General features: G+C 48.6%; 38 protein-coding genes. 5 read left to right on the forward strand and 33 right to left on the reverse strand.

Translation table 11 applies throughout. The features are described 5' to 3' along the window. Positions 1 to 32: 32 nt before the first annotated feature. The 6 genes from M0413_RS13790 to M0413_RS13815 all read right to left on the reverse strand — a co-directional run bounded on the left by M0413_RS13790 (position 33) and on the right by M0413_RS13815 (position 5,291). Complete coding sequence (locus tag M0413_RS13790; RefSeq protein ID WP_249554593.1) at positions 33 to 233, reverse strand: hypothetical protein; 201 nt, start codon at positions 231 to 233, stop codon at positions 33 to 35. Then, a complete protein-coding gene (locus tag M0413_RS13795) occupies positions 230 to 1,480 on the reverse strand; it encodes a DNA-methyltransferase (protein ID WP_249554595.1) in 1,251 nt (416 codons plus the stop codon). Before M0413_RS13795 ends, M0413_RS13790 begins: the two co-directional genes overlap by 4 nt. After that, positions 1,473 to 1,841 carry a hypothetical protein gene (locus M0413_RS13800; RefSeq protein WP_219921394.1) on the reverse strand — a complete coding sequence of 123 codons (369 nt, stop codon included), beginning with the start codon at positions 1,839 to 1,841 and terminating at the stop codon, positions 1,473 to 1,475. The genes M0413_RS13795 and M0413_RS13800 overlap by 8 nt, the downstream gene beginning before the upstream one ends. Positions 1,842 to 2,272: 431 nt before the next feature. Next, on the reverse strand, positions 2,273 to 3,211 hold the full coding sequence (locus tag M0413_RS13805) for a ParB/RepB/Spo0J family partition protein (RefSeq protein ID WP_249554597.1): 939 nt from the start codon (positions 3,209 to 3,211) through the stop codon (positions 2,273 to 2,275). A gap of 60 nt (positions 3,212 to 3,271) precedes the next feature. Further along, the gene (locus tag M0413_RS13810) at positions 3,272 to 4,204 is read right to left on the reverse strand and encodes a hypothetical protein (protein ID WP_071681513.1); all 933 of its coding nucleotides are present in this window, start codon (positions 4,202 to 4,204) and stop codon (positions 3,272 to 3,274) included. 583 nt (positions 4,205 to 4,787) lie between these two features. Beyond that, positions 4,788 to 5,291 (reverse strand): DUF1643 domain-containing protein, encoded by a 504-nt coding sequence (locus tag M0413_RS13815; RefSeq protein ID WP_071681517.1) that lies wholly within the window; start codon positions 5,289 to 5,291, stop codon positions 4,788 to 4,790. A gap of 96 nt (positions 5,292 to 5,387) precedes the next feature. Here M0413_RS13815 and M0413_RS13820 point away from each other — a divergent pair, with 96 nt between their 5' ends. Beyond that, the gene (locus tag M0413_RS13820) at positions 5,388 to 5,729 is read left to right on the forward strand and encodes a hypothetical protein (RefSeq protein ID WP_249554599.1); all 342 of its coding nucleotides are present in this window, start codon (positions 5,388 to 5,390) and stop codon (positions 5,727 to 5,729) included. 14 nt (positions 5,730 to 5,743) lie between these two features. On the opposite strand, the gene M0413_RS13825 is transcribed toward M0413_RS13820, so the two are convergent. From M0413_RS13825 to M0413_RS13840, 4 genes are read right to left on the reverse strand one after another with little or no spacing between them, the layout of a single operon-like run. Continuing rightward, positions 5,744 to 6,214, reverse strand: a complete 471-nt coding sequence (locus M0413_RS13825) for a hypothetical protein (RefSeq protein WP_249554601.1) — start codon at positions 6,212 to 6,214, stop codon at positions 5,744 to 5,746. Further along, complete coding sequence (locus M0413_RS13830; protein WP_249554603.1) at positions 6,207 to 6,578, reverse strand: hypothetical protein; 372 nt, start codon at positions 6,576 to 6,578, stop codon at positions 6,207 to 6,209. The genes M0413_RS13825 and M0413_RS13830 overlap by 8 nt, the downstream gene beginning before the upstream one ends. A gap of 10 nt (positions 6,579 to 6,588) precedes the next feature. Continuing rightward, a complete protein-coding gene (locus tag M0413_RS13835; protein ID WP_071681524.1) occupies positions 6,589 to 6,783 on the reverse strand; it encodes a hypothetical protein in 195 nt (64 codons plus the stop codon). After that, positions 6,783 to 6,950: a hypothetical protein gene (locus tag M0413_RS13840; protein WP_249554605.1), complete on the reverse strand. Its 168-nt coding sequence runs from the start codon at positions 6,948 to 6,950 to the stop codon at positions 6,783 to 6,785. The genes M0413_RS13835 and M0413_RS13840 overlap by 1 nt, the downstream gene beginning before the upstream one ends. A gap of 272 nt (positions 6,951 to 7,222) precedes the next feature. On the opposite strand from M0413_RS13840, the gene M0413_RS13845 reads away from it, so the two are divergent. After that, a complete protein-coding gene (locus tag M0413_RS13845; RefSeq protein ID WP_013141682.1) occupies positions 7,223 to 7,573 on the forward strand; it encodes a type II toxin-antitoxin system RelE/ParE family toxin in 351 nt (116 codons plus the stop codon). 5 nt (positions 7,574 to 7,578) lie between these two features. Continuing rightward, the gene (locus M0413_RS13850) at positions 7,579 to 7,881 is read left to right on the forward strand and encodes an XRE family transcriptional regulator (protein WP_071681528.1); all 303 of its coding nucleotides are present in this window, start codon (positions 7,579 to 7,581) and stop codon (positions 7,879 to 7,881) included. A gap of 28 nt (positions 7,882 to 7,909) precedes the next feature. On the opposite strand, the gene M0413_RS13855 is transcribed toward M0413_RS13850, so the two are convergent. The 20 genes from M0413_RS13855 to M0413_RS13950 all read right to left on the reverse strand — a co-directional run bounded on the left by M0413_RS13855 (position 7,910) and on the right by M0413_RS13950 (position 18,966). Then, a complete protein-coding gene (locus M0413_RS13855; RefSeq protein ID WP_502957300.1) occupies positions 7,910 to 8,245 on the reverse strand; it encodes a chromosome segregation protein ParM in 336 nt (111 codons plus the stop codon). Between the two features lie 47 nt (positions 8,246 to 8,292). Continuing rightward, on the reverse strand, positions 8,293 to 8,565 hold the full coding sequence (locus M0413_RS13860; protein ID WP_249554607.1) for an HU family DNA-binding protein: 273 nt from the start codon (positions 8,563 to 8,565) through the stop codon (positions 8,293 to 8,295). Positions 8,566 to 8,574: 9 nt separating this feature from the next. After that, positions 8,575 to 9,000, reverse strand: coding sequence for a P-loop NTPase family protein (locus M0413_RS13865; RefSeq protein ID WP_210146606.1), 426 nt, complete (start codon positions 8,998 to 9,000; stop codon positions 8,575 to 8,577). A 68-nt stretch (positions 9,001 to 9,068) separates the two neighbouring features. Then, the gene (locus tag M0413_RS13870) at positions 9,069 to 9,596 is read right to left on the reverse strand and encodes a thermonuclease family protein (protein WP_210146605.1); all 528 of its coding nucleotides are present in this window, start codon (positions 9,594 to 9,596) and stop codon (positions 9,069 to 9,071) included. A gap of 2 nt (positions 9,597 to 9,598) precedes the next feature. Then, on the reverse strand, positions 9,599 to 9,799 hold the full coding sequence (locus M0413_RS13875) for a hypothetical protein (protein ID WP_249554609.1): 201 nt from the start codon (positions 9,797 to 9,799) through the stop codon (positions 9,599 to 9,601). A gap of 25 nt (positions 9,800 to 9,824) precedes the next feature. Beyond that, a complete protein-coding gene (locus M0413_RS13880; RefSeq protein ID WP_249554611.1) occupies positions 9,825 to 10,682 on the reverse strand; it encodes a hypothetical protein in 858 nt (285 codons plus the stop codon). Continuing rightward, positions 10,669 to 10,896 (reverse strand): hypothetical protein, encoded by a 228-nt coding sequence (locus M0413_RS13885; RefSeq protein ID WP_210146603.1) that lies wholly within the window; start codon positions 10,894 to 10,896, stop codon positions 10,669 to 10,671. The genes M0413_RS13880 and M0413_RS13885 overlap by 14 nt, the downstream gene beginning before the upstream one ends. Before the next feature lie 2 nt (positions 10,897 to 10,898). Further along, complete coding sequence (locus tag M0413_RS13890; RefSeq protein WP_210146602.1) at positions 10,899 to 11,417, reverse strand: nitrite reductase; 519 nt, start codon at positions 11,415 to 11,417, stop codon at positions 10,899 to 10,901. Continuing rightward, positions 11,414 to 11,860 carry a Fe3+-siderophore ABC transporter permease gene (locus M0413_RS13895; RefSeq protein ID WP_000919345.1) on the reverse strand — a complete coding sequence of 149 codons (447 nt, stop codon included), beginning with the start codon at positions 11,858 to 11,860 and terminating at the stop codon, positions 11,414 to 11,416. Before M0413_RS13895 ends, M0413_RS13890 begins: the two co-directional genes overlap by 4 nt. 9 nt (positions 11,861 to 11,869) lie before the next feature. Next, the gene (locus M0413_RS13900) at positions 11,870 to 12,868 is read right to left on the reverse strand and encodes a hypothetical protein (protein ID WP_249554613.1); all 999 of its coding nucleotides are present in this window, start codon (positions 12,866 to 12,868) and stop codon (positions 11,870 to 11,872) included. Next, on the reverse strand, positions 12,861 to 13,223 hold the full coding sequence (locus M0413_RS13905) for a hypothetical protein (RefSeq protein ID WP_089140468.1): 363 nt from the start codon (positions 13,221 to 13,223) through the stop codon (positions 12,861 to 12,863). Before M0413_RS13905 ends, M0413_RS13900 begins: the two co-directional genes overlap by 8 nt. 56 nt (positions 13,224 to 13,279) lie before the next feature. Continuing rightward, positions 13,280 to 13,708, reverse strand: coding sequence for a hypothetical protein (locus M0413_RS13910; protein WP_210146601.1), 429 nt, complete (start codon positions 13,706 to 13,708; stop codon positions 13,280 to 13,282). A 32-nt stretch (positions 13,709 to 13,740) separates the two neighbouring features. After that, positions 13,741 to 14,601 (reverse strand): DsbA family protein, encoded by an 861-nt coding sequence (locus M0413_RS13915; protein WP_071681551.1) that lies wholly within the window; start codon positions 14,599 to 14,601, stop codon positions 13,741 to 13,743. A gap of 15 nt (positions 14,602 to 14,616) precedes the next feature. Beyond that, a complete protein-coding gene (sppA, locus tag M0413_RS13920) occupies positions 14,617 to 15,576 on the reverse strand; it encodes a signal peptide peptidase SppA (RefSeq protein WP_162598456.1) in 960 nt (319 codons plus the stop codon). Next, positions 15,576 to 16,400 (reverse strand): hypothetical protein, encoded by an 825-nt coding sequence (locus tag M0413_RS13925; protein ID WP_349628462.1) that lies wholly within the window; start codon positions 16,398 to 16,400, stop codon positions 15,576 to 15,578. The genes sppA and M0413_RS13925 overlap by 1 nt, the downstream gene beginning before the upstream one ends. Positions 16,401 to 16,431: 31 nt before the next feature. Then, a complete protein-coding gene (locus M0413_RS13930) occupies positions 16,432 to 16,725 on the reverse strand; it encodes a hypothetical protein (protein WP_162097871.1) in 294 nt (97 codons plus the stop codon). A 10-nt stretch (positions 16,726 to 16,735) separates the two neighbouring features. Continuing rightward, positions 16,736 to 17,209: a hypothetical protein gene (locus M0413_RS13935; protein ID WP_013141668.1), complete on the reverse strand. Its 474-nt coding sequence runs from the start codon at positions 17,207 to 17,209 to the stop codon at positions 16,736 to 16,738. Between the two features lie 98 nt (positions 17,210 to 17,307). Continuing rightward, on the reverse strand, positions 17,308 to 17,829 hold the full coding sequence (locus M0413_RS13940; protein ID WP_249554615.1) for a hypothetical protein: 522 nt from the start codon (positions 17,827 to 17,829) through the stop codon (positions 17,308 to 17,310). 2 nt (positions 17,830 to 17,831) lie between these two features. Then, positions 17,832 to 18,353, reverse strand: coding sequence for a hypothetical protein (locus tag M0413_RS13945; protein WP_071681557.1), 522 nt, complete (start codon positions 18,351 to 18,353; stop codon positions 17,832 to 17,834). A gap of 4 nt (positions 18,354 to 18,357) precedes the next feature. Then, positions 18,358 to 18,966 carry a hypothetical protein gene (locus M0413_RS13950; protein ID WP_162598458.1) on the reverse strand — a complete coding sequence of 203 codons (609 nt, stop codon included), beginning with the start codon at positions 18,964 to 18,966 and terminating at the stop codon, positions 18,358 to 18,360. Between the two features lie 265 nt (positions 18,967 to 19,231). Here M0413_RS13950 and M0413_RS13955 point away from each other — a divergent pair, with 265 nt between their 5' ends. Both M0413_RS13955 and M0413_RS13960 read left to right on the forward strand, forming a co-directional pair. Beyond that, positions 19,232 to 20,347 (forward strand): phosphoadenosine phosphosulfate reductase domain-containing protein, encoded by a 1,116-nt coding sequence (locus tag M0413_RS13955; RefSeq protein ID WP_249554617.1) that lies wholly within the window; start codon positions 19,232 to 19,234, stop codon positions 20,345 to 20,347. A gap of 17 nt (positions 20,348 to 20,364) precedes the next feature. Further along, on the forward strand, positions 20,365 to 20,799 hold the full coding sequence (locus M0413_RS13960; RefSeq protein WP_071681561.1) for a hypothetical protein: 435 nt from the start codon (positions 20,365 to 20,367) through the stop codon (positions 20,797 to 20,799). Positions 20,800 to 21,778: 979 nt separating this feature from the next. Here the strand turns inward: M0413_RS13960 and M0413_RS13965 are convergent. From M0413_RS13965 to M0413_RS13975, 3 genes are all read right to left on the reverse strand, one after another. After that, a complete protein-coding gene (locus M0413_RS13965) occupies positions 21,779 to 22,843 on the reverse strand; it encodes a plasmid replication protein (RefSeq protein ID WP_349628463.1) in 1,065 nt (354 codons plus the stop codon). Between the two features lie 20 nt (positions 22,844 to 22,863). Next, positions 22,864 to 23,151: a hypothetical protein gene (locus M0413_RS13970; RefSeq protein ID WP_041573997.1), complete on the reverse strand. Its 288-nt coding sequence runs from the start codon at positions 23,149 to 23,151 to the stop codon at positions 22,864 to 22,866. A gap of 171 nt (positions 23,152 to 23,322) precedes the next feature. Further along, entirely contained in the window at positions 23,323 to 24,669 is a 1,347-nt protein-coding gene (locus M0413_RS13975) for an outer membrane protein transport protein (RefSeq protein WP_249554619.1), read from the reverse strand. Positions 24,670 to 24,803: the final 134 nt, after the last annotated feature.

Below are 24,803 nucleotides of genomic sequence, written 5' to 3' on the forward strand. Positions count from 1 at the left end.
CCTCATTTTGTTATTAAATAATATCAACTAAGCTATTTCGACAATTTATAGCCCGTGAGAGCGGATAGCAAAATTTTCATCTCTTGTGTTAAATGCCTGGCAGCAACCACATCATCACCTTCATCACAAGGATGAACTTCTACACGGTCTAGCTCTCCACGAAGCACCGCTTTGGCCGCCAACTCTAAGGGACTAGCATCTAGCCCTATTGATTCTAATAAATCACGCTTCATGAATATTGGCCTGCTCCCGTTCCTACCATTCCTATTGCTGGGTTCATCCAAAATCCATCAAAGCCGGTGAACATTTCCGCCTGGGTGCGAATGTACTCAAGGATGATGTCACAAGCGATCCAGCGCCGGTTATTCCTTTCTGCGGCCAACCCGCTCTTATTCGACCCACTGAACGGGTCAACAACCAGGTCCCCTTCTTCTGTCAGGAAGCGGATAGCCATCTCAGGAATGTCTGTTGGGAACATGGCCGGGTGCGGCGGCAATCCCAGTTCTTTAGCGATCCTGCGAAGCTCCAGCGTATCCGAACAACGGTGGCCGCGCTGGATAACGTTCTTCGGTATCCGTCCTTCGGTAACATTAGAGAATGCGTTCCCTCTCAGTCGATAGGCCCCGTCACCATAACTAACCACCCTGCTATCACCGCCTTGGGCCATCAGCTTCTGATGCTTCTCTGTATGAGGGATTAAGACCCTCCTGTTGTCTGAGCGCACTCTGTCAGGGTCGTTGGTAAACCAATAAACAGGCTCCCACCCGGAACACAACTGGTAACGGTTCACACAAGCCCACTGGGTAGGACTTGGTGGTTTGGACAGATTGATCCACGGCCATCTATCCATGAGAGACAGCCCGAGCCGGTCATGGAGCGCCAGCACCATTCTCTCAACGTAGAGAGATCTGGAGGGGCTCTTGGCCTCGAAGATGTCATTGCTGACATTCAGAACAACACTTCCACCAGGCACAAGGTTCTTGACTATCGGTTCGAGCGCCTGAGTAATGAAATCCACCCATTTGGCTTCATCAACGTTTCCATAGCCACGCTGTATCCGGAGCGGGAACGGCGGCGATGTAACACACAGATGAACCGGCTCATCGAGGTCAGAGAAAAAGCTCCTGTTGTTTGACCACACTGCCAGTCCAAGATTTGTTGAATAGGCGACAAGTCGAACGCCGCCAAGAGCCTCATGCAGGCCCTTCTTGGTTTTGCTTGATAGCTCCCAGACACCCCGCTCGCCGTCTACCTTTTGGATAAGGTTCATCGACTTGAGGGTTTGCTGATACCAGCGGATCTGCCTTTTCAGCTTGCTTCGCTTGACCTTTGCCTTGCCAATTTCACTTTGTTCATTCAGAGCGCTTTTAGGAATCCCTGCGAGCTCCGCCACTGAATCGTAGAGTTCGTCATTGGATAAAGGTTTATCCGCCTTGGCATACGCTTCTTGGACATGGAAGAGCTCTAACTGGTTACTCATCATGTCCCTCCATATTCTGGAATATGCCATTGAACACAGAGGTTGCTTCGGCACTACTTACGTTATGCTCGGTGTAAAAAGGCCACAAGGTTAACCCACCACCTTCAAACCAAGAGCAGCGAAACTGGATTGTCTGGTTATAAAGGACTTTGAACTCGACATGCTGTGGTTTGTCATAACGGCACATTTCACCGAGATCTAGGTCAAATTTTTCTATAACCAATGCGGATGACATCGCTCCCTGACTCAATCCTTCGCTGTTAACCCAATAAATCCTGTTAGCAGCACCAATAATGCCGATGAACAAGAAAGCCAGTATTGCCCCGGCCTTTAACCACACAAAAACACTTTTCACAATCATCGTTTTCTCCACCCAAAGATGTCTCTCACGTCCCGCACACAGAAGAACCAACTTACTTTTGGCAGAAACGCATCGACCAACACTCCTAAGGCGATAACAAAAAATGGTGCCATCAGGATGAAGCCCAAACGTGCAACGATCCCATATATACCTGCACAGATGAGTACGGCTGCGATGACAGTGCAAACTAGCTTATGCTGACGCCTTAGTCTGGTTAGTTCAGACGATCTTTGGTCACTGTTCATCATCAGTCTCCGAAAGTTGAACACTGACACTTACTGCCGCTGGAGGGGAAAACTGTACTGTCAGTCCAGACTCAAGCCTGATAGAGGAAACTACCAGCGCACCTGAGTCGGATGAAGCAGCTATTACCGCAACAATAGTTCCTCCTTCCAGCAACTGGATGGCATCCTCAACAGTACAGCGCCCCATTACTGATTACCCGCCAGATCCAGCTCTTGCTGGTCCTCATTGGGTTCTTCGGCCTTTGGCTCCAGCTCAGCCAGCTTGGCTTTCAGTTCCTGAAACGCATCGACATCTTCCCGGCTAAGAGTCAGAGTGAACGTTTCCCCGTCATCGTTCGGCTTGATGTTATCCAGGCGACTGGTGATAGAGCTCACGCCTCGGTGCATAGCCTCAACCACTTTTTTTCCCAGACGAGGACCTTTCTCGACAGACTTTTTGGTCAGTTTTTTTGGAGTCTTCTTACCGTCATTGCCAGTGGTTTGTTCTTCCTGTGCTTTTTTCAAGATCTCAACGGCGTTGGTGCCATGCTCGTTGTAGAGCTCCTGAGCATAGGTAGCGGCCACTGCCCCTTCCTGAATCATCCGTTTCAGCTCCAACGGCATCTCCAGAAGGGCACGAGCAATGCGAACGTGCTCAGCCGAGCGGCCAACACGTTGGGCAATCATTTGGTCACTCCACCCCCAGCTTGCAAGCCGGGCGTAGATCACGGCTCGCTCAAGTGGAGAAAGAGGGAGCCCATCGTTGCTGGTGGCGATCAGAAGGCTCTGTTCAGCTTCATCGCCTTTGTGCTCTACGACCTGCACGAACTGGATGTCCGCGCCTTCCTCGATAGCGAGTAACATGGCACGGCGACGGCGATGCCCTTCACGGACATATACCTTACCGTCGATAACCTTGACGATGATCGGCGGAACATAGTCGCCACGCTTGTAAGCATCGGCCAGAACTCGAATTCCAGCCTTAATATCCGGGCGCTCGTAGTAGTTCTCGCAGAAAGCACCACGGGTGTTAAACCCTTCCTCTTCAAGAAGAAGCTGAGGAGCGATAGTGAATCCATCCCCTTTTTTAAGTTCTTCGGGGGCGGTAACGCCTTTAAGAGCGCGGAGTGAATTGATAGCAGCCATTCGTTGGTTCTCCTTGTGACTTTCTCACTTTATAGCATCACTTTTTGATACTGTAAATATTCAATTTCCAACTCTGTAGCGGTCTACAGAGGATTCAAACAGCTTGACAGATACGTCTACACCACTTGCCACCAGCAGCTCACGCCACTGGCTACAAACCTGCTGTTTTAAGCCAAAGAACTCTTCGTTAACACGGGCATACTCTGCTGCCGAATTGGAGGCGGCTCGTTTTAGATCTGGCATCAGTGATTCAACGCGAGACTCTACTTTGTCCAGAGACGAACTAGCAGACGACAAGCTGAACAGCGAGAAGACGCTCCCAAAGTCGAAACCATCATTCAAACCGGCAAAGTCCATGCCTAGATCGATAAACTCTGTTGCCATTGAGTGGTGCAGCGAGCCCACAATGTCACGATGCTCCCCCAGGGTATTTGCGAAGGCTTTCACAGCTCTTTTCGCATCGTTTATTTCACTGCTGGCCGAGGAGTTGGACATCGACGACATGACGGAAATCCCCTTGTTGTCAGTCACAAGGTCGAGAACTTCCATTGATTGTGCTGACGAAACACTGGAGGAGGCCTCACTGATTTCGCGTAAGGCTTTTTGCCCCATGTCCACCAGTCGCTTATTGCTCTCGTGGAGCCGAGATGCAGCGTCAAGCCTATCCTGAGCTTGGGTGATTCGTTCCAGAATTTGGCTACCATCAATCGCTTGCTTAACAACCCGAGCAATCAGAGCCTCCTTGAGGCTTTCCCTCTCCCGATGCAAATTTCGTAAATTGCTGTTACAGCCTTTCAGTGCTGACCGTATAACGGCGATGTCCCTGCGAAACTGCCAGAATGTTTTGATTTTTTGCCAGAACCCCAACGATGCGCGCTGCCGACAGAACGCATCGTATTCCCCCCCTTTTTCTTTAACCTGACTAAGGGCACTGGCAATCCTATCCAGGTATTGCTGGTCTTTAGCCAAGTAATTTTGAATCTCTTGTTCCATCCAGTTCCCCCCAAAACTTTCACATGTGAAAGTTCATTCTTGCTTTGTTCTGCTAGTACAAAGTATTTTGCCTCAGTACCACACCTTATCCCTTTCCTGTTCACGCCCATTTTGGGCAATTACAGGCTCAATTGTTATAGGGTTATAAAGTGACCCTATAATAAACAAATAAAAACGGCATAGCCGATTTACGTTACTCTCCTTTGCTCCTGCCCCCGCATAGCGCATTACCAATGCGTGACGAAAAATCCTTCCATTCAGGACTGTTTAGGTAGTGTTCCTGTGTAGTTGTTTGTTCCTGTCCTGTTGATACAAATTGATCGAGAGCGTCCGGGCACGATGAGCAAACCCCCAACCCTTCCACTCGATTTACACGAAGCCAGTGGCATGGTTGACCATTTTCAACACAAGCATGATCATCTGTGCATCCGCACCCTATACATTTCGCAGTAAGCATAATCGTCTCCAAAAATAAATTTACACAATCATAGTATCATTATGTGATACTGTAAATATTAAAAAGAAAGCGGCCAAAGCCGCCCTTACAAAATAGTTGTCCTTTAGCTACTTCTTTACATGAGCTTCAATCATTACCATAGTTATTTCCCTCCCAGAGGGTAAGGCGTGTCGAGTATCCAAGCATCAAAGGATGTTTCGGATCTCCTGACCCAGTAACACCGAATGTCATGACCGGCTTACCAGATGCAACCAGCCGCTCAAAAAGTCTATCCAGATGAATGTGGAGAGGCTTAGGCAATTTAGTTCGGCTCCCCCAACAGGGCACCAGCACATCAGCATCTCGAATAATCCTTTCCAGGTGAATTTCATTTTCAGGCCCGACAGGATCAACCGCCGTAGCCAGCTCACGAACGTCGGTCGCCCGAAAAGCAAAAGCATTACCGACTATGAATCGCCTCCCTCCGTTGACCTTGGTAAACCCTATCCACTTTCTGACTGTGTGATCGTCCTCGGTAGCCGTGGCCGTAGAACCGTTTACACCAAAATAACCGAACACAAGGCCTTCGGGTTGCACATCCCTTTCCAGACGGTATCGGTACATGCCGCACTTGCTGATAATTGCACTCAAAATATCACCTCTTTTGGTCTGAAAAACGCCTATTCACGGTTGCATTTTTTAATGCTGTGATAGGATGAAAGTGTAAATTGAAAAGGAGAAATAACCATGAAACATGTACTGAATATCGCGCTGATGGCTTTTGTTGTTCTTGGACTGGCTATGCTTGAGGCTACCAATTGGGGTTACGCAGTGCTCGCTATCCCGGTAGTTGTTTGGATCAAACCAGTGCTTAATCTTCTGCACAAACTGCCAGTTCTGGCGGCTGCTTTTTGGGTTCTGGTTGCTGTTTTCGCATGGCAAGCGGCTCTTGCTGGTATCCTGTTCTATGGCGTACTTGCTACCCCTAAAGCGCCAGCTCCAGCAAACACCAATGGCAAGAAAAGCCGCAAAGCCAATCTGATGGGCACGTATAGCTACGACTTTAAAACCGGCGAATGCTTTAGCTAAGACTGGCTCCACGGTTATTTCTCCTCAGCCTTCATGATGGGCGCTCTCAGCGCTCTCAGGACAGCTTCTTCAAGAGCTGCGGCCCCTGCTCTATCACGACGTTTTATTAATGCCCCATATTGCTTCCTGATGGGTAACATCACCTCTTCGAGTTCATTGCGCTTCCTATCGTCGGCTTCAAGTTTCTCGCTCCGCGCCAAGGCTTCGGCTTGCTCGCTTTTTGCTTGCCACTCTATCTGGGCGCCCTGCACCTCCCATGCTTTAACGTAACGAGCATCATCCAGACCCTTTGCTCCGCTGTCTGAAAAAGAGGCCCCTGAGTAAATGCCACCGACAACCCAGCGCCTTTTGCTTTTGGCTTTTGAGAAATACATCTCACGGCCTAAAACGCCATCGCGCAAAGTAGCTACCGAGATAAAGAGCCCAGCGTCCCCTTTCCTAAATCCACAGAACACAAACTCAAGCGGTTCGTATAAATCACTCATGCTGATCACTCCGAAGAGCAGATAAGGCCTTTTCTGCTCGCTCCTGGAGGTCTATCAGTTCGGCAGCATCATGACCGCTCAATGACATGTCCCCGCCATAGAGGCGATACTCAACGCTGTCCATCGCCTGGCGAAGCAATCCCAGAAGAGCATTCACGCTTGCCGATGCTGATAGGGCGACTGCTTCACCTTTCAACTCCCGGCCATTAAATTCCGACCACTCGGCTATGCCTGTCAGTTCGCAACAGTTTGAGCAGGACATACTGGCAACATTCTGTGGATCGTCTGGACAGTGTTCATTGATGACAAAGTTCATCTCGTGACTGCCACACTTTCCGCAAATGATATGTACTTTTTTGCCCATGCTGCTGCCCTTAGTGGAGAGTTTGCTCTTCCACAACAATTATTCCGTCAACCAAGCTGATTGTCGCGGGACCGCAGTTACCCAGCACCTCAGCTTTTACTCCATTGTTCAACGCGACATAAAGCCGTCGCGCACCATTGGTAATGCGGATGCCTTTCTGATCGAGTTGTTCAATCATTTCTTCGTAGGTGATTTTTTCGTCCATCAGTTCTCCTCAGCAAGAATCTCGTTGATGAGGTTCTTTGCTATCAATCTGGCTTCCAAAGGGGCTGCCAGGTTGTCAATTCCGTCTCTTTCGTAGGCAACAATGAGTTGCGCCTTCCAAGCGATCCCGGAAAGAGAAGCATCAGGCTCTTTACCTGAGTTTCTCATACATCTTGCTTTTCGGTACGCCGCCAGCCATTCAGGTCTGGCTGAGTTATAACGCCCAAGGCCAGCTTTTCGTTGGAAGCACATTCATCTCGCACCTTTACAGATTCACTTTATGATACTGTAAACAATAAAAAGACGCCTTGCAAGACTTTCACATGTGAAAGTTTTCTTGTTTACACCTGCTCGCTTGGATCAAACCCCAGTCGTCGATTTTTCTTGATTATAGGTTTGAATCTATATAGCATTGCACCTATATTAAGTAAGGAGGAATCATGTGGGCCATCGAGACAACCGACACCTTTGATGAGTGGTTCGATGCTCTGGATGATACTGATAGAGCCAACGTCCTTGCTTCGATGATGGTACTTCGTGACAGAGGTCCTATGCTTTCGAGGCCATACGCTGACACTGTGAACGGTTCATCCTACAGCAACATGAAAGAGCTACGGGTTCAAAGCAAAGGAGATCCTCTCAGAGCGTTCTTTGCATTCGATCCAAAGCGTAAGGGGATTCTTCTCTGTGCCGGTAATAAGACTGGGGATGAGAAACGATTTTATGAAGTAATGATCCCAATTGCAGACCGTGAATTTGCGGCGCACTTGGATAAATTAAAGAAGGAGTAAACGTTATGGCAAGAACTCTTGACCAAATGCTGGCAACAGAAAAGCCTGATGTTGTTGCCAAAGCACAGAAAGCGGCGACTGAAATGTTGCTGAACATCCACCTAGCAGAGCTTCGCTCTCGCATGAAACTCACCCAAGGTGAAATTGCTGCTTCTCTGGGGGTTAAACAACCGACAGTCTCTGATATGGAGAAACCTGGACGAGATCTAAAACTTTCGTCCATTAAGCGCTACGTTGAGGCATCCGGCGGTAAGCTGCGACTCGATGTGGAACTGCCGGACGGCACCCACTACGGTTTTTCTGTTTAACATGTAATACGCCCCGGAGCGGGGCGTATTACTTCTCCTGATCTTCTTCTAGCCGCTTGCGGTATATCTCTCCTGCACGTTCCCTTCCATCTTCGGTTAGCTTAAAAGCCAGCTTTAGAGAAGGGTTCCTGTACTTACTCAATAAACCATTCTCCACCAGCGTGTGGCATGATGTTCTGAAATTCGTTCCATGAATACCGCTATGACGCGATGAGTTGATCATCTCCAGTATTTTCACGCCAGGAACAGGCTGGGCTTTTCCACCAGCCTCAATTGCGTATAGAATGAACAGAACATCCTTCTGCGTTGACGACAGTCTCACGCCGCCCCCCTTATTCATGTCTGATATGAATAAGGCTCCCACAAAAGGAGCCTTATGTAAATCTTATTCATGTGTCACATGATTAAGAGCTAGTTAACGGAGTCTTTTAGCCCCTTACCAGCTTTAAACCCAGGTATCTTGGCCGCAGCGATTTGGATATTCTCACCAGTCTGGGGATTTCTCCCGGTTCGCGCAGCGCGTTCCTTGACTTGGAAAGTACCAAAACCAGTGAGCGCCACAGTTCCACCTGATTTAAGCTCCTCTGTCACTGAGTTGATCAGCGCATTCACCGCAGCTTCGGCCTTTGCTTTGCTAATGTCAGCGTCTTCGGCCACTTTCATAATCAGTTCGCTTTTGTTCATATCGTCCCCTTAGTGCAAATTAATTTGAACAATTCGTTTGTTTTTCAATATTTGAGGATCTACATCCCCAATGTTTTGTGATGTTATGACTACCTTCATATCATGACTAATAGCCAGCGCCAGCACATGATCCAATTCATCGCCTTGTTGGTAGCAATGAATTTCGTCTATCAATAACGTTCCATTTTCCGTCGGTTGAAAATAGTCGCTACTGGAGAGCTTTTGTCCTTTTTTTTCCCAATAGAGTTCGATTATCTTGTCGCCCGATTCGTAAGGCAATCCAAGAGCTCTTGTGGCAAGGACACTTTTTCCTGTTCCTGAGCTACCGACCAGTAACGGAATTTTCCCTTGATTAAGAGCTATGCTTATCGCATTTTCTATCCCAGGGTTTCTGCTATTTATATCGGCCACAGCTTCCTGTATTAATTTTCTCATTCTTAACTCCTGCATTTGTGAATAAAATCGACTAAAACTTTGACCATCAGGTACAGCGCATCAAAAACTTAGTCTTTCCTACGCCATTCCCAAGGTGGGGTTCTCTCTGATTCTGGTAACGCCCAAAGGCCTCGCTTATCTGCTTTAGCCTCGGCCTCCAGCTTGAACAGCTCCGGTGTTTTGGCGTACTGCCGGTATACCCACGCACTACCAGAGCGAACCATTTCCGCATTGACCCACTTGCCATCGACATAAAGATTGGCAACCAGGCGGCCATAACGGTCTTTGTCGATTTGCTCCACCTTGATCATTCGACCAAACACCAGATCTGATAAGGCCTGCTTCGCCTTTGAGCCGTATGGCTGCTTTTTCTCTGGGGTATCGATCTCCGCGAGCCTTACTCGGTACTGGATCTTGCCACTCCGGCAGTCTTTCCCGGTATCGCAGCTTTGTTCCGTTAGCACTTTGACCGTATCACCATCAGACACCCCCACAACCTTTGCAGTGAAGGTCTCTGCCCACACATGAGGAGCCAGCACCAGCATTGCTGATAGGAACGCTGAAATCCCCATCTTTTTCACAAAACCCACAGTCATAGTCACTCCACCAAATTAATTGTTTTTTCAGCAGGCAATGCCTTGGCCCAGCAGAGCCTTGTCTCATTCACCTTGCTATCTACGATTCGACAAGCATCCCATTTAAGTGATGACCAGTTTGCTATGGTTGAGGCTAACCAGTACCAAGGTGCAGTAAACACCGGCTGCCCACCTTCCTTCGTTTTAAATACATGGTATCGCATGTTGTTTCTCCTGTTTGATTGAGGCTTATGCCTCGTAATAGAAATTCTTCGTGTCCGGGTAAGGCTTGAAGCAATGAGCTGTGGCTCTCCCCAGAGAAAGAACCGTAGCCTCAGCTTCCGTCTCTTCCTCGGTAACTTCATGAGACTCCCCACCAAGTTGCGTTACCCATTCGGCAGCGAGTCGCACCCCCTCATCAAACGGCACTTTGTTCTTTTGGAGCACATCAAGATAGGCAAGCAGCAAGCAGTGAGGCGTGATGACAGAGGAATTCCAATCGGTTGCTAGACGTATATCGTTCATGTCAGCATACCAGGCATCGACTTGATGCTTTAATCCAACCTCGGCCATCATGCCGTGCTTACCGGCGACCTTTCTGCCTTCATCTACCACATCAACTGGGGCGTCCCAGTAGAGAACTCCCCCGTCCGCATCTTGGGTCGCACACGTTGCACCTTGCGGCCAATGCCTCCGTTCCATAATGAGCTCGCAGAGTGTTTGGTTGCCTACAGGAGCCTTGTAGTCCTCATCGAGATTCACCACGATGGTTTCCGGCTCCCGTTCAACAGGTGGCAGGTATTTTGCGACCAGAGGCATTGTCAAAATCACAGCCCCATCCATATGAAAGGATGTTGGTGCCTTCACTATCCTGTCTATCACCCAGCACCAAGCATGAAGCAACCGATCCTCCACCTTGTCGTCAGCCTCAATCTCTTGAACGAACTGGTTGAAACGAGCCTGACTGTCCAGAAACAGGCCTGTGCTTTGACACTTGTCGCTAATCGTATGAATGAGCTCTGCCTGCTCCAGAAGCATTTCTCGGGTGACTTCTTGTGCATCACCGAATGCGTCAAACAACTTTGTCATGTAGTCACGAATTTGCATGTTCTTCCCTCTCGTCATCGAACTGCTTTGCAAGCTCAGGATCACCGGCCCAGCGAAGGGCGTCTCCCATATGCGTGAAAGCGCGTTTATTGTCATCCTGCTTATTCACCCTGACCGGCGTCTTTTGGTCACGAGGCTGTAGTAGCCAATATCCGGTCTCTTCCTTGATTAGTTCTGCGGCTACCAGCAAGCCGCTCTTCGTTGCAATGATCATCCTCAGCTCCCGTGGTTAAGCCAGTAGGCGTAGACAGTGATCGAAAGGCCTCCCGCGAGCACAATGACTGCGGCGGTACGCTGGACCCACTTCGATGCACCAAACCGCGCAAGGAGCCTCCCCAGGAACTGGAATGGTGCCGTCTTTCCGATAGAGCGAATTATCCAGGTAACAACAAGCATAAGCAGAGCCGTCGCGGGGTATACACCAATCCCTAAGAGATTCATCTCTCCGACCGCGAGCTGATAGATGAATGCCAACAGCATGGCTACCGCAGTCAATACGGCTACAACCTTGGTCCCGTTTCGCCAGTCCCACGCTCGACGTGCGTCACTGGTAAAAATCACCATCGAGACAAGGAACGGCATAAATGGCAGGTTCATGCTGGTGGGTTTATCCATGAATGCGTCAAGACCCACAAACATGGCCGTCATCACCACATAGAACAACAGGGCGGGGACAAGCATGTCGCGTAAAGACCGAACCTGGTTGGCGTTCGCGTTTTGAGTATTCGTCGTCATTGTGTTTGCCCCTTCAACATTCCCCATAGCTGACGGTGAAGATCAGCGATTACCTTGTACGTCCCCTTCACGGCTGGTTGCTCAAGGGTCTTGAGCATCCACAAAGCAATAAACAGGCTGGAAAGCAGTGCCACCACCAACTGGATGTTGTGGCTACTCAAATAGACGGCATAGCCGTTTAGGCAGGCACTCAATAGCAACCAGACCCTGGCCGTCATCAGTCCCCAGCGGTGATAGGTCACGAGCAGGTAGGCTGTTACGACAGAACAGAGTGTCATTGCACCAGAAGTGGCTAGGTAAACGACCCATGTACTGGCCTCGCCAGTGACGTAAGTGCCACCAACGGAGAAAGACAAGCCAAAAATCCAAATTGCTGCATTCCGGAGTAGGGCATCAACAATGATGTAACTAGCAGCGAGATTGATAATTCCGCGTTTTAGCATTGCCCTCTCCTATAAATCTTGACTGCCGACAAAGAACAGTGGCTGGTAGTCTGGGACCTTCACGAGTTGCAGCTCTTCATCGACTTCAAAACCGTTATGCTTGAACCAGGCAACAGCCATCTTGTTGACAGAGACGATTGCCTCACCAGTGGCCTTGTTCAGGGCCTTTGACGTCGCTGTCTGCTGATAACGATAAATTTCAGGAGGGACCGCAAGAGCGAATGCTGTAGTGGCTTTTACAGGGCACGTAATTGCCATCACTCGAAGGTATTCATGCGTCATTGTGTCGAACCGGGTGTGGGCCATCACGCGCTCTTCGACATCAACATCCTGAACATCGGCGTAATAGTTCTCCTCTGCTAAGCGCAGCTCATCAGGAATGTTGCGAGAGAACCTTTCCCTGCTCGGGGCTACAGTCCTCATCACCGCGTCGAGATTGGCATTAACCCAGTCAACCCAGAGTGGAGACTCTCTATCTATCCAAGTCCCATCAGATAGCTTCTGGAGCAGCCATTGGCGACCGGATACCAAACCGATCAGAACGCTGACAGGAACCCAGTCACGCTTTCCAATAGCAAAACCGTTCACATCACCGATGTAGTAAAAGTAGAAGTGCCCCTGCTTGGCTTCGCCATAGTCAAATTCTGCTTCCTGCGCCAAGTGCGAGTTTTTTTTACCTTCCCTATTAAGGAGGTAAGTATTAAGTTCGCTGGGATATTCTGGGAGGGTCGAAGGCCCAAGAATTGGAGGCTTCTGCCTTACAAATGGATCTTCCTCAGGCCACTTGGAATGCACCTGGTAGTAGAGTCGCATCAGGAAGTCGTCCTGTGTAGCAAGATGCCCTATGTGCCATTCACACTGCGACAATAAGGTGGTCTTGCTGGCTATGGCTTCGACCAGTTCCCGATGCTCATCAAGACGTTTGGCAATGTTTCTCGCGTAGTTGAGCTTTTCCACCGGCATGTAGCCAAACTGACGAGCTCCCTGATGAATTAGGCTTTTAATCATGTCTCACTCCCTTGGAATATTTCTCCAGCTCAGCTTTGAGCCTACTATTTTCATTTGTTGCTTCCATCAGCTTCTCCCGGTACTCCTTGAGCTTCTGTTGCGAATGCCAGGATTGTCCATTCGATACTGACTTCGTGATGGCGGCGACCTCATCCGGCGTTAACCGGGTGAGCTGCTCTTCCGGGTAGATCAGGATGGTGTTGCTGTCCCAATCAAACCCAGCATGAATTGCTTTCACCCCTACGGTAGGGGTTCCACCGATCCCTCCAGGCTGGTGGATGACTAACCTCAAAGGCGCTGAGGCCTTGTGAGGATGAAGGCTATCGAGAGCCTCTTTTGCTTCTTGTAACTCCATAGGTTCACCTCATAGTGAAATCAGGCCCCGGAGAGCCAGACTTTCACATGTGAAAGTTAATTTGCTTTCTGCTGTCTGGCAGAAACCTTCAAGGCCAGCACCTTTTGCATATCGGGCTGCTGGAAACGAATCTTGGTCCGTTCAGGCCAAGAGTCCATCTCATTGCAACTCAGGGTGTCTATGGCTGCGTCACGATAAACCTGATAGAGATCGGTTCCACCAATGGAGTTAATTGCCATCATTGCTGCAAACATCGGGTTGCTATTCATGACTCCGGTAAAACTCTCAGGGGTCATCGGGGTATTGCATGACTTGTTAAGGGCCACCAGCAGGTCATTACCAACCAAAGCACATGCCTCACATAACTGTTTTGTATCATCCAGAGCCATCTTGTATTCGTTGCTTGGCTGAGGGGCGCTGGAACAAGCCGACAGGACAAGCAGCCCCCCAAGCAAACATCCCAATTTAGTTGTTGTATTGATCATCAGTTCTCACTCCACTTTCACATGTGAAAGTTTTATTGGTTCGCTGAGTCGTCTTGTTGCGACTCAATCATCATTTTTCGCATCACCGCCATGATGGCTTGTGCTGGTTGAGCACCACCAAGTAACTGACTCTTACCTGTCTGGTTGTCTACAACAAAGGTGGCTGGAGTACCATTAACGCCGTAACTCTTGGCTTTCTGGATGTCAGCTTGAACTTTATCTTCGTACTTGCCAGAGCTGAGGCACTCACGGAAAGCATCCAGATCAGCACCTACGCCAGTGACAACGGAAGCAAGGTCTTCAACGCCGCGCCCGTTACCTTGGGAACGCTGGAATACATCATTAATAAAGACCCAGAAGCCTCGGTTGCCTTTCTGCTCTGCAATACATTCAGCGGCCAGAGCTTCCTTGTGAGCAGCCGGGTTATGGAAATCGAGGGGCATGTGCTTCCACTGCCAGTTCACATTCCCTTTACTGGCATCCACAATCTGTTTTGGTGTGTCATGAAATTGCTTGCAGTACGGACACTCCAAATCAGAAAACTCCACCAGCGTGAATCGGGCACCAAGGTCCCCATAGATGTGCTTGCCATCCTCAACCTTTTCGGGAGCCCCCTCAAACTGGGCATACTTTTGATCGATGTCCGATTGCTGTTTTTGCTCGACAAACTTGTTGATGCTTGCCGCCACAGCCGCATCAAACTCGGCTTTGCTCTTGAAAGTGACGCCTTCGGCATCCTTCACCTGGTTCACAGTGGATTTCACGCTGGCGATTTCTTGCGCCAGCTCTTTCTCTTTCACGAATTGGTAAATCCCGAAGCCGGTTCCTACAAGCCCTAAAAAAACGGCGGCAATAACCCCGATGCGTAGTGTTTTGGTACTTTGTTCTGTCATATCAAATTGCTCCTATCAGTAAACTTTCACAGCGCTGAGTTCTTGCACGAACGAGTTGGCTTCGAGCTTGGCTCGTTGAGTCAGTCTCCGGATGATGTCTTCGGTTGGTGTGTAATCCACTAGGCTGGTCTGGTGAATGACGTCTCGCGCCACTGAGTTCAAACTACCCAGCCCATCAATCAAACCAATCTCTTTGGCCTGCTCACCATTCCAGAGCAATCCAGAAAACACCTTTTGGTCGTCTTTCAGTCGTTCCCCCCGACCAGCCTTCACTCGCTCGATGAACTGCTGGTGGGTTTTTGATAGAACTCCTTCCCAGAACGTCTTCATATCAGCGGTAAGAGGGGAGAAAGGATCGAGAAGTGCTTTGTGCTCTCCGGAGGTGATAGCCCGTCGCTCAATGCCGAGCTTGTCCATCAAGCCGGTAAACCCGAACCCGGAGCTGATAACGCCGATAGAACCAACCAGACTGGCGCGGTCTGCATAGATTTCATCCGCCGAAGAGGCGATGTAATAACCGCCTGAGGCACCAATGTCATCAATGATGGCGTAAACCTTTTTCTCCGGATGCAGAGCCCGTTGCGCCTTCACCTCCTCATAAATCCGTCCAGCCTGAACAGGGCTACCTCCTGGGCTGTTTATGCGAAGAACTACCGCTTGAGAGTTAGGGTTGTCGAATGCAGCCTGAATGGACGGAATAAGATGGTCCGCGTCTGCCAGCGTTCCTGCTGCAATCTCGCCACGGATGTTGATGTAGGCGGTATGGGGAGCTGCTGCTTTGGCGCTTTGCCAAGGCATTCCACCTGGATTGGAAGCTAGGATGATGAAGCCGACCATGAGAAGTACGAAGCCTGATGCACGAAGCACACGCAACATTGTCCGCCAGCGACGATCTTTCACTTGCTCTTTGTGAAGGGTGAACATGTATTTCTCAATGAGTTCTCTCTCCCAGGGGATTTCTTTGTTTTCTGCCATTAGTCGTTCCTTTTGCATGTTTCAATAATCTGTCCCCAGAACTCCTCATCAGTGCTATCAGCCCGATCTTTGACTTTCTGGTAAACAAGGTTGCTGTTGAGCTGATGCTCACGACAGAACTGAGCAATATTGCTGTAGGTTCTATCCTGGTAGGTGAAGGGTTTTCCTTTACCTTTTTTCTTGGAGAGGATGAGTTTCCACTCATCATTGGTGAGTTTTTCTGCGGTCTTTCCGGTATCCGCAATGCGTCTCCGCACTGTAACCGGATCAAGTCCATGTGCTCTGGCTATACTGGCAATGCAATTGAATTTCCGACCATCAATCATGACAGTAGGCAAATCACCAGAAGCCGCTTCCTTGAACCGGAACCCTCTGTAACCAGGTTTGAAGATCCCTGGAGCAAGTTGTTCACGGAACTCTATTGCTTGTTCTGACCGAACAAATTTGCTGTCGATCTTGCTCAGCATATATTTGGCCCGAGCTATCACTTGGTAGAGAGTCTTTTCCAAGAGCATGGCATCAGCAGCTCGACTCGGAAGACCAATATCATCTTCTTGCTCGATACCCAGCATTTCTGCATGGCTGGAGCCTTCTGCATGTCGAAAACACCCGTCATACTCAAAAAGAAAGGAGGCCAAACCTCCTCTCAGCTTTGCTTTGAACCGGGTATTGGCCGCATTCTCTGGCGCTGGAGCCAGAGAGGATATTTCAATCCCTAATTTGGAGGCCAACGCTCGCAGGTCTTCCTCTCCAATCCTGCAACCGGGCTGCATGATCTTAGCCAGAGCAGATTCATCACCGCCGCGTTCTTTAAGCTCAGCCAAGAGATAGGGAGCTCGTACTAGCCCCATAAGCTCAAGCCCCCTGAATCGCGTGGATCACAAGCTCACAGAGCTTCCCGTAAACAGGTGCAATACAGAGTGAAGCCATCACCATACCAAAGGCTTTCGACGGGGCTTCTTTAGCGAATTTAGTCAGCCACGGCATCATGCCGCATAAAGCTGCAACCATAGCGCCAGCCATCCCCAGGGAAGGGAAAGCAAGCGCTTGGGCCAGAATGAAGATACACTGGGCGTATGCCGCATGGGTCATCGCTTTTTTATCTTCAACTGTGAATTCCACAGCATCTACGTTTTTGATTTTTTCCATCACATTTTCCTCATGCAACATCAGGTTTTCCGAAAAATTTCTCATACACTTCGAGGTCAAAGGCCAACATAGTCTTTGCTGCCTTTTCACTGAGCTGGTGGAGACTGAGCATCTGAACTTTGTTAGTACCAGTCACTTGCAGGTCAACTGCGAACCAGGTTCCACCTTCGGCTACTGCCAGAACTTGTACCGCCCAAGGTTTATCAAGTCTTTCTGCCGGGGTAAGCATGTTCGACACTTTTGCAACCGTCGCGGTTGAACCTACCCAGTGCTTGTCGAACGCAATGACGTTCAACGTTTCAAAAGCATTCTTCGCAGCCTTGAAACGACTCTGGACAGCATCTTGTTGCTTCCAAGCCAAGAACTGGAGAAGGGTTATTCCACCAGCCATAAGGGTGATAAAGCTCAACCCATTAGCGGCAGCTACAACTGTTGCCATCAGGGACCCCAACATGACTAAGCGGTTATGTTTAAGTTGAGCCACGATTCACCTCCTATGCCAACCAGCGTACAGGACTTTTTAAAAATGCAACCCCGCCTAACTGCCCAATTCGGGCAACCGATTTTTCACAAAAAAAACTTTCACATGTGAAACTTTCCGCCACAGGAACAGGAGGGTTTTACCTGACCAGAACGGATCGATTGGTAGCGGTGCCACAGCTTGACCACTTCTTTTTCGCTAAGAAGGGTTGTTTTGATGTAACGGACTTTATCTCCGTCTGCTGTTTCCACAACGGTTCGGACATAGCCGTACTTGGCAACGGGCACTTTGTACTTGTGTGACAGAATTACCTGATAAACAGAGAGCTGGATAATGTCTGACTCATAGATGTGGTTTATCTGACGTAACTTTGTGTCCAGGGGGATGAGAATTCCTCTCTTTGTTTGGTACACCTGATCAACCCTGCCGTGCATTGGCACCGGCAGAGTGGTTGATACATCCTGCTCGGACAGAAACAAAGTGGCTGATCGTAGCTCCGGCGGCATGTTCTCTGATTTCCACCACGCCCAGGTGTCTCCAATACCGCGCTTGCGCCACTGGTCCCCTTTCGCAATGACGAAAGGGGCGATGATCAGGACGAATATCCAGAGAGCTGCCTTCATGACTACCTCCGGCCCCTAAACCACTCAGGATGATTAGATACATCCATGCCTTTAACCTGCGATGAGAATGCCAACACCTCTTGGCTCGTCAGGACGGTCTTAGGAGCCCGAGCAATGAAAGGCCTCAACAATCCAGAACCGGCGTAAATGTTGATTACCATGTGCAATCGCTCTGCTGCCCCTGACACTCTTCGCCAGCTCCGGTAAGTTTCCGTTGATTTGGCATAGCCGACCAAGGCCGGAGCCAGCGTATCGGACTCCTTAGCATTCAATTTTCCTTTTGCAGCCTTTGATACGAACTCAGCGATCACCGAAGCCAGCATGTCGGAGGTAAGGTGAAGGGGGAGTTTTATGGTGTCGAAGTCAGCCTGCTTGATTGTGAACAGACGGATGTGATCGTTACGATAATCACGTACATAGATGACATGACTCTCAAATGGATTGGAGTGGTTAAAGGCATCCATACCCCAGCCAGCAGCCTCAAGATGTGCGTTTGACACTGATTTGTCGTAATCAAATTCCACGCTATTATTCTCCGTCTTGTCGTTCAGGAACTTTCACATGTGAAAGTTTTCCGTCGGTCATGATGTCCAGGACAGCTTTGCCCAATCTCATCCCTTTATGGTTTTGAACAGGGTCTCCCTTGTAGAAAAATCCGGGCTCGTTATCGGTATGAAATACCCCGTGAGGAATGTTGTCGTGATCGCCAAGCCACATGCGAAGCCTAAGATCCACCAGCCAACCATCATCCAGGACAACCCAAAAATGAGGTGTAACGATGTCCTTGGTCTGTTCGTTTCGCACAAATCCATACATGCAGTCATGCGGGACACCAGCTTCGTTCAGTAGGTGACTTACCGCCCATGTCATGCCGTCACATTCCATTTGGCAGTCGTCAAGTGTCATAAGGACAGCTTCCAGCTCTCGGTGCCACTCTGTCATCTGTTTAGCCACTGGCTTCACCACCAGCTCGTTTTTGTTCTCAGCCAGGATGATGTCATCTTCATCAATACTGCATTCGTCTATAGCTTCTGAGCGGATGGATACAGCTTCATCCCAGTCATCGCTTGAACCAAAAATGCTCCAGCCCTCAAGCCCGTAATTAACCCATATGATGAACCGCTTAATCGCTTTCATGTGCGGCCCCCTTTATCCGTGCAATGTTCCCACATACTCATCTCCAAACTGTAAACCCACCAAAAAACCACTTTCTAATGACTTTTAACTAATTGCGACAGGTGCCACCTGAACACCAATCACCGAAAAACCACCTTTAGATTGCTTTTTGGTGCTTCTCAAGTTCTCCTGAGTGATTAGTCGATCTGAAAACTTTACTTTTCACAGTATCATTTTATAATACTGTAAATCATAAAAACAACCCAGTAAAGAAAAAAATCGGCTTATGTTAAAACGAGAAAATCAACGAGATCTGTTCGATGACCATGTGATCTTGCCATCCTTGGAATCGGTTCTTACCGGTATGTCTTCAAAGCAGGTTTGTGATGAAAGAACAACGTACTTCTCTGCTCCGGATGTGGACTTGAGTTTGTACGACCACATCATTGTTTGTCTGTCAGGTGGCAAAGACTCAATTGCTGCGTATCTGCGACTGGTAGACATGGGGGTTGATAAGTCAAAGGTGGAATTCTGGCACCATGACGTTGACGGGCAGGAAGGTAGTTCTTTGATGGATTGGGCCTTTATGCGTGATTACTGCCGTCAGCTTGGGGATGCACTGGGTATCACAATGCACTTCTCATGGCTTGAGGGCGGTTTTGAGGGGGAAATGCTCAAGGAGAATACCTACAGCCACCCCCATCGCGTAGAAACGCCTGAGGGGCTTCTGGTGCTGCCTAGAGACCATAATAGATCTAAGCCTGGCACACGCCTTCGTTTTCCACAGCAATCGCCGTCATTGCAAACACGTTGGTGCTCATCTGCCTTGAAGATTGATGTGGGCCGTAGGGCGATTAATAACCAGGAGCGCTTTAAGGAGAAGAAGATCCTTTTTATCACTGGTGAGAGACGTGAGGAAAGTGCAAACAGATCGAAGTATAACCAGCTCGAAGCCCATGCTTGTGACAGAAGATATGGGAAGACTGCACGGTTAGTGGACGCTTGGAGACCAGTTCTCCACTGGAGCGAGGAGCAAGTCTGGGAGGTGATAGAGCGTCATCGTATCCTGGCTCCAGTTCCATATCGGCTTGGCTGGAGCCGGTCGTCATGTATGACTTGTATCTACAACTCACAACGGATTTGGTCCACGATCCGTCACTACTGGCCTGATAGAGCTTGGAATATTGCTCGGTATGAACAAACCTTTGGTGTAACGGTATCAAGGAAAAAAATTGACGTTATTGATTTAGGTTCTGCTGTTGCGCCGATACATATAAGTGATATTGAAGCGTTGGAGCAGGTATCCAGAGAAAGTTACACACTCCCTATTTTCGTACCTGAGGGTCAGAGGTGGGCTCTTCCTGGTGGTGCGTTTGGCCGAGAGGCCTGTGGTTCTGATTGATTTGTGCTGAGGTGGCAATGTTTGATTTTGTTCTTTTGGTGTTTTTGGGCTTAGTTATATCTACTGTGCTGGTGCGCCGTTCTTCGCGGAAGGCAATGGATCTTGATTTGACATGGGTTCAGTCTTTTAAGGTAGTGCTGGTGCGAGGAATCGTTGCTTTAGGTCTGGGTTTTGGAATAGGCAAACTCGTATTTTTAAGTATCCAGTACGGTCTGTTGAGTGAGTCTGTTCTGAGGGATCATTCTTTTGTTTCTGTGGTGGTAGTGTTGCTCTGTGGTCTAGGTTCGTTCGTTGCATATCAATGGATCGTTGGGCGGATCTCTGGAAGATCAATACGCATTACCTCATTGATCAAAACAGTGCTGTATGAGTCGGGTTACTTTGTGCTGTCTATGTTTGTATTGTTGGTGATACTAATCGTGTTTGGCCTATTGCACGAGACTTTTTTCTAAAAAAACAAAGGTGATTACTTTTTGTTCAGCGATCATAAGGATAAATATAAAGATCTTTGATCTTTGTATAAAGGATTAAAAGCGGTTAAAGATAGGTTAGCCGCTCTAAATATGCCGTCAACGCCTTGATATTATTGAGAATCCCCTGTTTGTACCGTGCAAAGAACCCACATAGTTACGTGCAGCGTTCCCATAGGTTGCCGTGCAGTGTTCCCATATGCCTCTGGATCTTATCCACTGTTATCCACACGGAACCCCCTTTTTTTCCACAAAATCTTTAAAAAACAGACCGTTCGTGCAGCGTTCCCATATATTTGTGTTGTCGTTCGTGCAACGTACCCATATGTTTTCCCTTAAACGTGCAGTTGCCCCATATATTTTCTACTAACGTGCAACGTACCCACATATCAAATTTGGTCGTTTTTTGCACCGTGCAGCATACCCACATGTAGTCGTGCAGCGTACCCACATACCAACCTCGTGCTTATACACAGGAAATGTGGATAACTTTTAGCCTTTCTCAGCGTGAACATGGTCACACTTTGGACTGTCAGGGTAATTTTGACCACTTTTGGTGTTTGTCCTGTCCTGTCAATCTTTGTTCTGCTTTGTCAATCGTGCAACGCTCCCATATATCAAACCCCATAACGTGCAGCTCCCCCACACATCAGCCCTTTAAGTATCAATGTCTTACAAGTTCAGCTTTGGTCTTGCGAGACTCCCTATTGCAGAGTTTCTACCGAGCTTGCACGGTTTTAAGGTTGCACCGTTATTTAACGTGCAACAAACCCATATATAGAGCGAAAGTCCCCGCTGCATATGGTCTCCAGTTCGTTGTATACGTGCAGGTTTCCCATATGCCGATGTCATCCCGTTTTCTGGATTTGACTGGAAGCCTTGGAGATCGAATTTCCTCTACGCATGAAAAAAGGCGCATCAGCGCCTTTTTCATGATCCCTCAGCAAGGAGATGCTGGCAGCTATCGTCCCTTACGCTGGCGCTCATCAATGATGTCGTGATCAATCATGCCTTGCTTAATGGCTCTTAGTTCTGTTTGCTGCTTACGCTTGTTGGATGCCATTACCTGCTTCACGAAGTTCTCGTGAGGCCTTATGACGTAACGCACGTCGATGACTTTGCGGCCATCCTTAATCTGGTTCGCGTCGTAATCACTTATGACCTCTTGTTTGATGAGAGCTTCCAGCGCGAGCTTCATGGCCCTGACGTTTTCTGGCATACGTGGGCTGAGCTCACGAGGGCTCTGGGTCAGAAAGCTGATAAGTGATGGCGTGTATGGCGAATCTGGGGATGCTTGAGTCCAGTAGTGACTCATTCTTTTGTAGATGTACCGGGCGAGAGGGGAGCGGATTTGCATTCCGATCTTGTAGTTGTACTGACGAAACGACAGATTCATGATCGATTCGTTTACCAGAGGGTTAAACTGCACATAGCACCTGGCGTTACCACCTTTCTTACGGAACTCACCTCTGGTGGTCAAGCCCACCATCGGGAAGAAGCTGGAGCTGATGAAGGCTTCGCCGTCATTACTAATACATTCGAGTGTTGCACCGCGACAAACTTGAATGGCTTCCTTGATCTCGTTCAGGTTGTAACCGTGACCCATCTTTGACAGCTCTTTTTGGAGTTCGTACAGAGTGAACATAACTCCGGCTTTGCCTTCGATCATGTGTCCTTTGCCGTTCACCGCGAGCTTGCGTAACGCATCCTCAAGGATTTCCTCTCGCTGTCCTGCATAGATCAGAACGGTTCTACCGTCATCTTTCTCGATGATGGCTGGTTTCACTTTTACTGTGAACTGCTGACCTCTGATTGAGCATTGTCTCGTCACTACAGCGTTAGAAAGGTCTTCGTGTTCTCTCTTTTGGTCCCAGATGTACTTGGGCAGCGCATCGTAAATTTCGATGGTGTTGGAGTAGTCGTCCTTTTTGGCCGGAGACTCAATGATCTCAAACAGGCTCATTTGTGGTGAGTCTTTGATTACGTCTAATTTCTCCACGTCTTTGTCTTTGGTTCTCTTGCTCATGATTGTTCCGTCGATACTATCTAGCTGGTGGTCCATGCCGCCAGCAGTGTCAATACTCCCGCTGCTACCGTTGCTGCAAACACTAACTGGTAGATGCGACGCTTAGCCCCCGCAGCACTGTTCATGAAGCGCAGGGCAGCAGCTTCATACCGAAAATGGGCGAACTCACCTCTAAGGGTGTTATCGGTTCCCTGTGGCGATTGTGGGCGTTTTGCTGGGGCAGGGCGAGGATGCTTAGCAAATCTTTTTATCATCGTTTCGCATTTGCCGAGCTTCGCCAGCTCAGTGGCCGCTACAGATACTGTCATGTTATTACACATCTAGACCGACATGGAGCCTGATGGCTTGTTGATTATGTTATGAATATATTCGCAATTTTCCCTAATGACCAGCAAACATGCCTAAACGGAAATCAACTTATTAGATTGAGGATACAAAAAAGCCCTGAAGATTCAGGGCTGTTTTAATCAAACTTGATATTACATCTTGTAGCTCATTTGAATACCCGCTAACCAGACATTACCACTGGCTTCACCGTTAAAGTTAACAGTCGCGAGGTTTAACAGATTTTGCTGCTCGTTAATTGGCGCATCACCCGTGGCGCGGATATAAGTCAGCGCGAAATCAACATTCAGGTTTTTAGTCGCCTGATAACCTGCACCAACAGAGAACCACAGACGATCTGAGTCAGGGATAGTTGTTGTACGCCATTCATTAGTTGCCGCCGTTTTATCTAAGGCCACACCCGCACGCACTAACCACTCATTGTTCACTTGATAAGTCGTACCTAACGCAAAGCGCCAGTTATCTTCAAAGTGCTCTTCTTTCACTAAGTCAGACTCTAAACCACCCTTTGGTTTTACTTCGCCAGGGAAGTACGCCACTAACTGATCGAATACACTCCAATCGGTCCAGTTAACACTGGCGTGCATCGCCCAGTTATCCGTTAATTGGTGATAGGACGACAGTTCGGCAAACGCAGGTAACTCAAGGGGTAAATAACCTTCGATTGATAGATTTTGACCACCATCGTAAATCACCCCTGAAGCATGACCATCTAGATCAAGCTGCACACCACTATGGTAAGCCAAACCTAAACGATGGGCTGGGTTAATTTGCCAGCTAGCACCGAGTTGCCAACCGTAGCCAATGTCATCACCCTTCATGCTTTTAAGTTCAGTGCCACCAGGAGGCAGCATACCAGCTACTTGTGGAGGTAAACCGGGTTTAATTTTATCCACCCAGCCCGGTAACGAAGCACCGATTTCACCTTCGCCATAAACGATACGCACACCACCACCAACGCTGACGGCATCATTGATGCGGTACGCAATGTTTGGATTAAACTCAACGGTCGTTACTGATGTCTTGTTACCAAAAATGGCCGCAGCATGAGTCGCTGGCAATTCAGTGGCAAGACCATAGTTAGAGTTTATCGCTAGACCCCAAGTCCATTGGTCATTTAACTGATTGGAATAATAGAAGTTAGGTACCAAAGCGTCATCGGCGACATCGATAGCATCACCGTTCATCACGATTGGATTAGGACCAAGCAGAGGCGAGCTTAGGCTTACATCACCTTTTACATCCACATTTGGCATCACATAGATACCACCAGCAGATAACTGGCGACCTTCTAAATAGGTCAGCATCGCAGGGTTGCGCGCTTGTGCCGAAGCATTATCCGCCATCGCAGCTTCACCAGCGAAGGCACGGCCTAGGCCAGTTGCTGAGTATTCGGCAAGTTGAAAACCTGCGGCATGGACTTGAGTCGTTGTACTTAATAGGGCCGCAGTCACAGCCAAAGTCAGAAGACGTTTTTGCATCATTATTCTCGAAAAATATTATTCCTAAATTCCACGTGTGTTTTTTATTAGCTTCAAAAATCACTATTTCACGAAGAATTTAGACTGCTTCTCACACATTGTAACATTATTTACAACCACCTTTCAATCATTTT

Source organism: Shewanella sp. 8A (assembly GCF_023475945.1).
Taxonomy (GTDB): domain Bacteria; phylum Pseudomonadota; class Gammaproteobacteria; order Enterobacterales; family Shewanellaceae; genus Shewanella; species Shewanella xiamenensis.

What these genes read in the sequence shown, in the direction of transcription:
- M0413_RS13790 (WP_249554593.1), bottom strand. Translation starts at nt 233, where the DNA reads ATGAAGCGTGATTTATTAGAATCAATAGGGCTAGATGCTAGTCCCTTA.
- M0413_RS13795 (WP_249554595.1), bottom strand. Translation starts at nt 1,480, where the DNA reads ATGAGTAACCAGTTAGAGCTCTTCCATGTCCAAGAAGCGTATGCCAAG.
- M0413_RS13800 (WP_219921394.1), bottom strand. Translation starts at nt 1,841, where the DNA reads ATGATTGTGAAAAGTGTTTTTGTGTGGTTAAAGGCCGGGGCAATACTG.
- M0413_RS13805 (WP_249554597.1), bottom strand. Translation starts at nt 3,211, where the DNA reads ATGGCTGCTATCAATTCACTCCGCGCTCTTAAAGGCGTTACCGCCCCC.
- M0413_RS13810 (WP_071681513.1), bottom strand. Translation starts at nt 4,204, where the DNA reads ATGGAACAAGAGATTCAAAATTACTTGGCTAAAGACCAGCAATACCTG.
- M0413_RS13820 (WP_249554599.1), top strand. Translation starts at nt 5,388, where the DNA reads ATGAAACATGTACTGAATATCGCGCTGATGGCTTTTGTTGTTCTTGGA.
- M0413_RS13825 (WP_249554601.1), bottom strand. Translation starts at nt 6,214, where the DNA reads ATGAGTGATTTATACGAACCGCTTGAGTTTGTGTTCTGTGGATTTAGG.
- M0413_RS13830 (WP_249554603.1), bottom strand. Translation starts at nt 6,578, where the DNA reads ATGGGCAAAAAAGTACATATCATTTGCGGAAAGTGTGGCAGTCACGAG.
- M0413_RS13835 (WP_071681524.1), bottom strand. Translation starts at nt 6,783, where the DNA reads ATGGACGAAAAAATCACCTACGAAGAAATGATTGAACAACTCGATCAG.
- M0413_RS13840 (WP_249554605.1), bottom strand. Translation starts at nt 6,950, where the DNA reads ATGAGAAACTCAGGTAAAGAGCCTGATGCTTCTCTTTCCGGGATCGCT.
- M0413_RS13845 (WP_013141682.1), top strand. Translation starts at nt 7,223, where the DNA reads ATGTGGGCCATCGAGACAACCGACACCTTTGATGAGTGGTTCGATGCT.
- M0413_RS13850 (WP_071681528.1), top strand. Translation starts at nt 7,579, where the DNA reads ATGGCAAGAACTCTTGACCAAATGCTGGCAACAGAAAAGCCTGATGTT.
- M0413_RS13860 (WP_249554607.1), bottom strand. Translation starts at nt 8,565, where the DNA reads ATGAACAAAAGCGAACTGATTATGAAAGTGGCCGAAGACGCTGACATT.
- M0413_RS13865 (WP_210146606.1), bottom strand. Translation starts at nt 9,000, where the DNA reads ATGAGAAAATTAATACAGGAAGCTGTGGCCGATATAAATAGCAGAAAC.
- M0413_RS13870 (WP_210146605.1), bottom strand. Translation starts at nt 9,596, where the DNA reads ATGACTGTGGGTTTTGTGAAAAAGATGGGGATTTCAGCGTTCCTATCA.
- M0413_RS13875 (WP_249554609.1), bottom strand. Translation starts at nt 9,799, where the DNA reads ATGCGATACCATGTATTTAAAACGAAGGAAGGTGGGCAGCCGGTGTTT.
- M0413_RS13880 (WP_249554611.1), bottom strand. Translation starts at nt 10,682, where the DNA reads ATGCAAATTCGTGACTACATGACAAAGTTGTTTGACGCATTCGGTGAT.
- M0413_RS13885 (WP_210146603.1), bottom strand. Translation starts at nt 10,896, where the DNA reads ATGATCATTGCAACGAAGAGCGGCTTGCTGGTAGCCGCAGAACTAATC.
- M0413_RS13890 (WP_210146602.1), bottom strand. Translation starts at nt 11,417, where the DNA reads ATGACGACGAATACTCAAAACGCGAACGCCAACCAGGTTCGGTCTTTA.
- M0413_RS13895 (WP_000919345.1), bottom strand. Translation starts at nt 11,860, where the DNA reads ATGCTAAAACGCGGAATTATCAATCTCGCTGCTAGTTACATCATTGTT.
- M0413_RS13900 (WP_249554613.1), bottom strand. Translation starts at nt 12,868, where the DNA reads ATGATTAAAAGCCTAATTCATCAGGGAGCTCGTCAGTTTGGCTACATG.
- M0413_RS13905 (WP_089140468.1), bottom strand. Translation starts at nt 13,223, where the DNA reads ATGGAGTTACAAGAAGCAAAAGAGGCTCTCGATAGCCTTCATCCTCAC.
- M0413_RS13910 (WP_210146601.1), bottom strand. Translation starts at nt 13,708, where the DNA reads ATGATCAATACAACAACTAAATTGGGATGTTTGCTTGGGGGGCTGCTT.
- M0413_RS13915 (WP_071681551.1), bottom strand. Translation starts at nt 14,601, where the DNA reads ATGACAGAACAAAGTACCAAAACACTACGCATCGGGGTTATTGCCGCC.
- sppA (WP_162598456.1), bottom strand. Translation starts at nt 15,576, where the DNA reads ATGGCAGAAAACAAAGAAATCCCCTGGGAGAGAGAACTCATTGAGAAA.
- M0413_RS13930 (WP_162097871.1), bottom strand. Translation starts at nt 16,725, where the DNA reads ATGGAAAAAATCAAAAACGTAGATGCTGTGGAATTCACAGTTGAAGAT.
- M0413_RS13940 (WP_249554615.1), bottom strand. Translation starts at nt 17,829, where the DNA reads ATGAAGGCAGCTCTCTGGATATTCGTCCTGATCATCGCCCCTTTCGTC.
- M0413_RS13950 (WP_162598458.1), bottom strand. Translation starts at nt 18,966, where the DNA reads ATGAAAGCGATTAAGCGGTTCATCATATGGGTTAATTACGGGCTTGAG.
- M0413_RS13955 (WP_249554617.1), top strand. Translation starts at nt 19,232, where the DNA reads ATGTTAAAACGAGAAAATCAACGAGATCTGTTCGATGACCATGTGATC.
- M0413_RS13960 (WP_071681561.1), top strand. Translation starts at nt 20,365, where the DNA reads ATGTTTGATTTTGTTCTTTTGGTGTTTTTGGGCTTAGTTATATCTACT.
- M0413_RS13965 (WP_349628463.1), bottom strand. Translation starts at nt 22,843, where the DNA reads ATGAGCAAGAGAACCAAAGACAAAGACGTGGAGAAATTAGACGTAATC.
- M0413_RS13970 (WP_041573997.1), bottom strand. Translation starts at nt 23,151, where the DNA reads ATGACAGTATCTGTAGCGGCCACTGAGCTGGCGAAGCTCGGCAAATGC.
- M0413_RS13975 (WP_249554619.1), bottom strand. Translation starts at nt 24,669, where the DNA reads ATGCAAAAACGTCTTCTGACTTTGGCTGTGACTGCGGCCCTATTAAGT.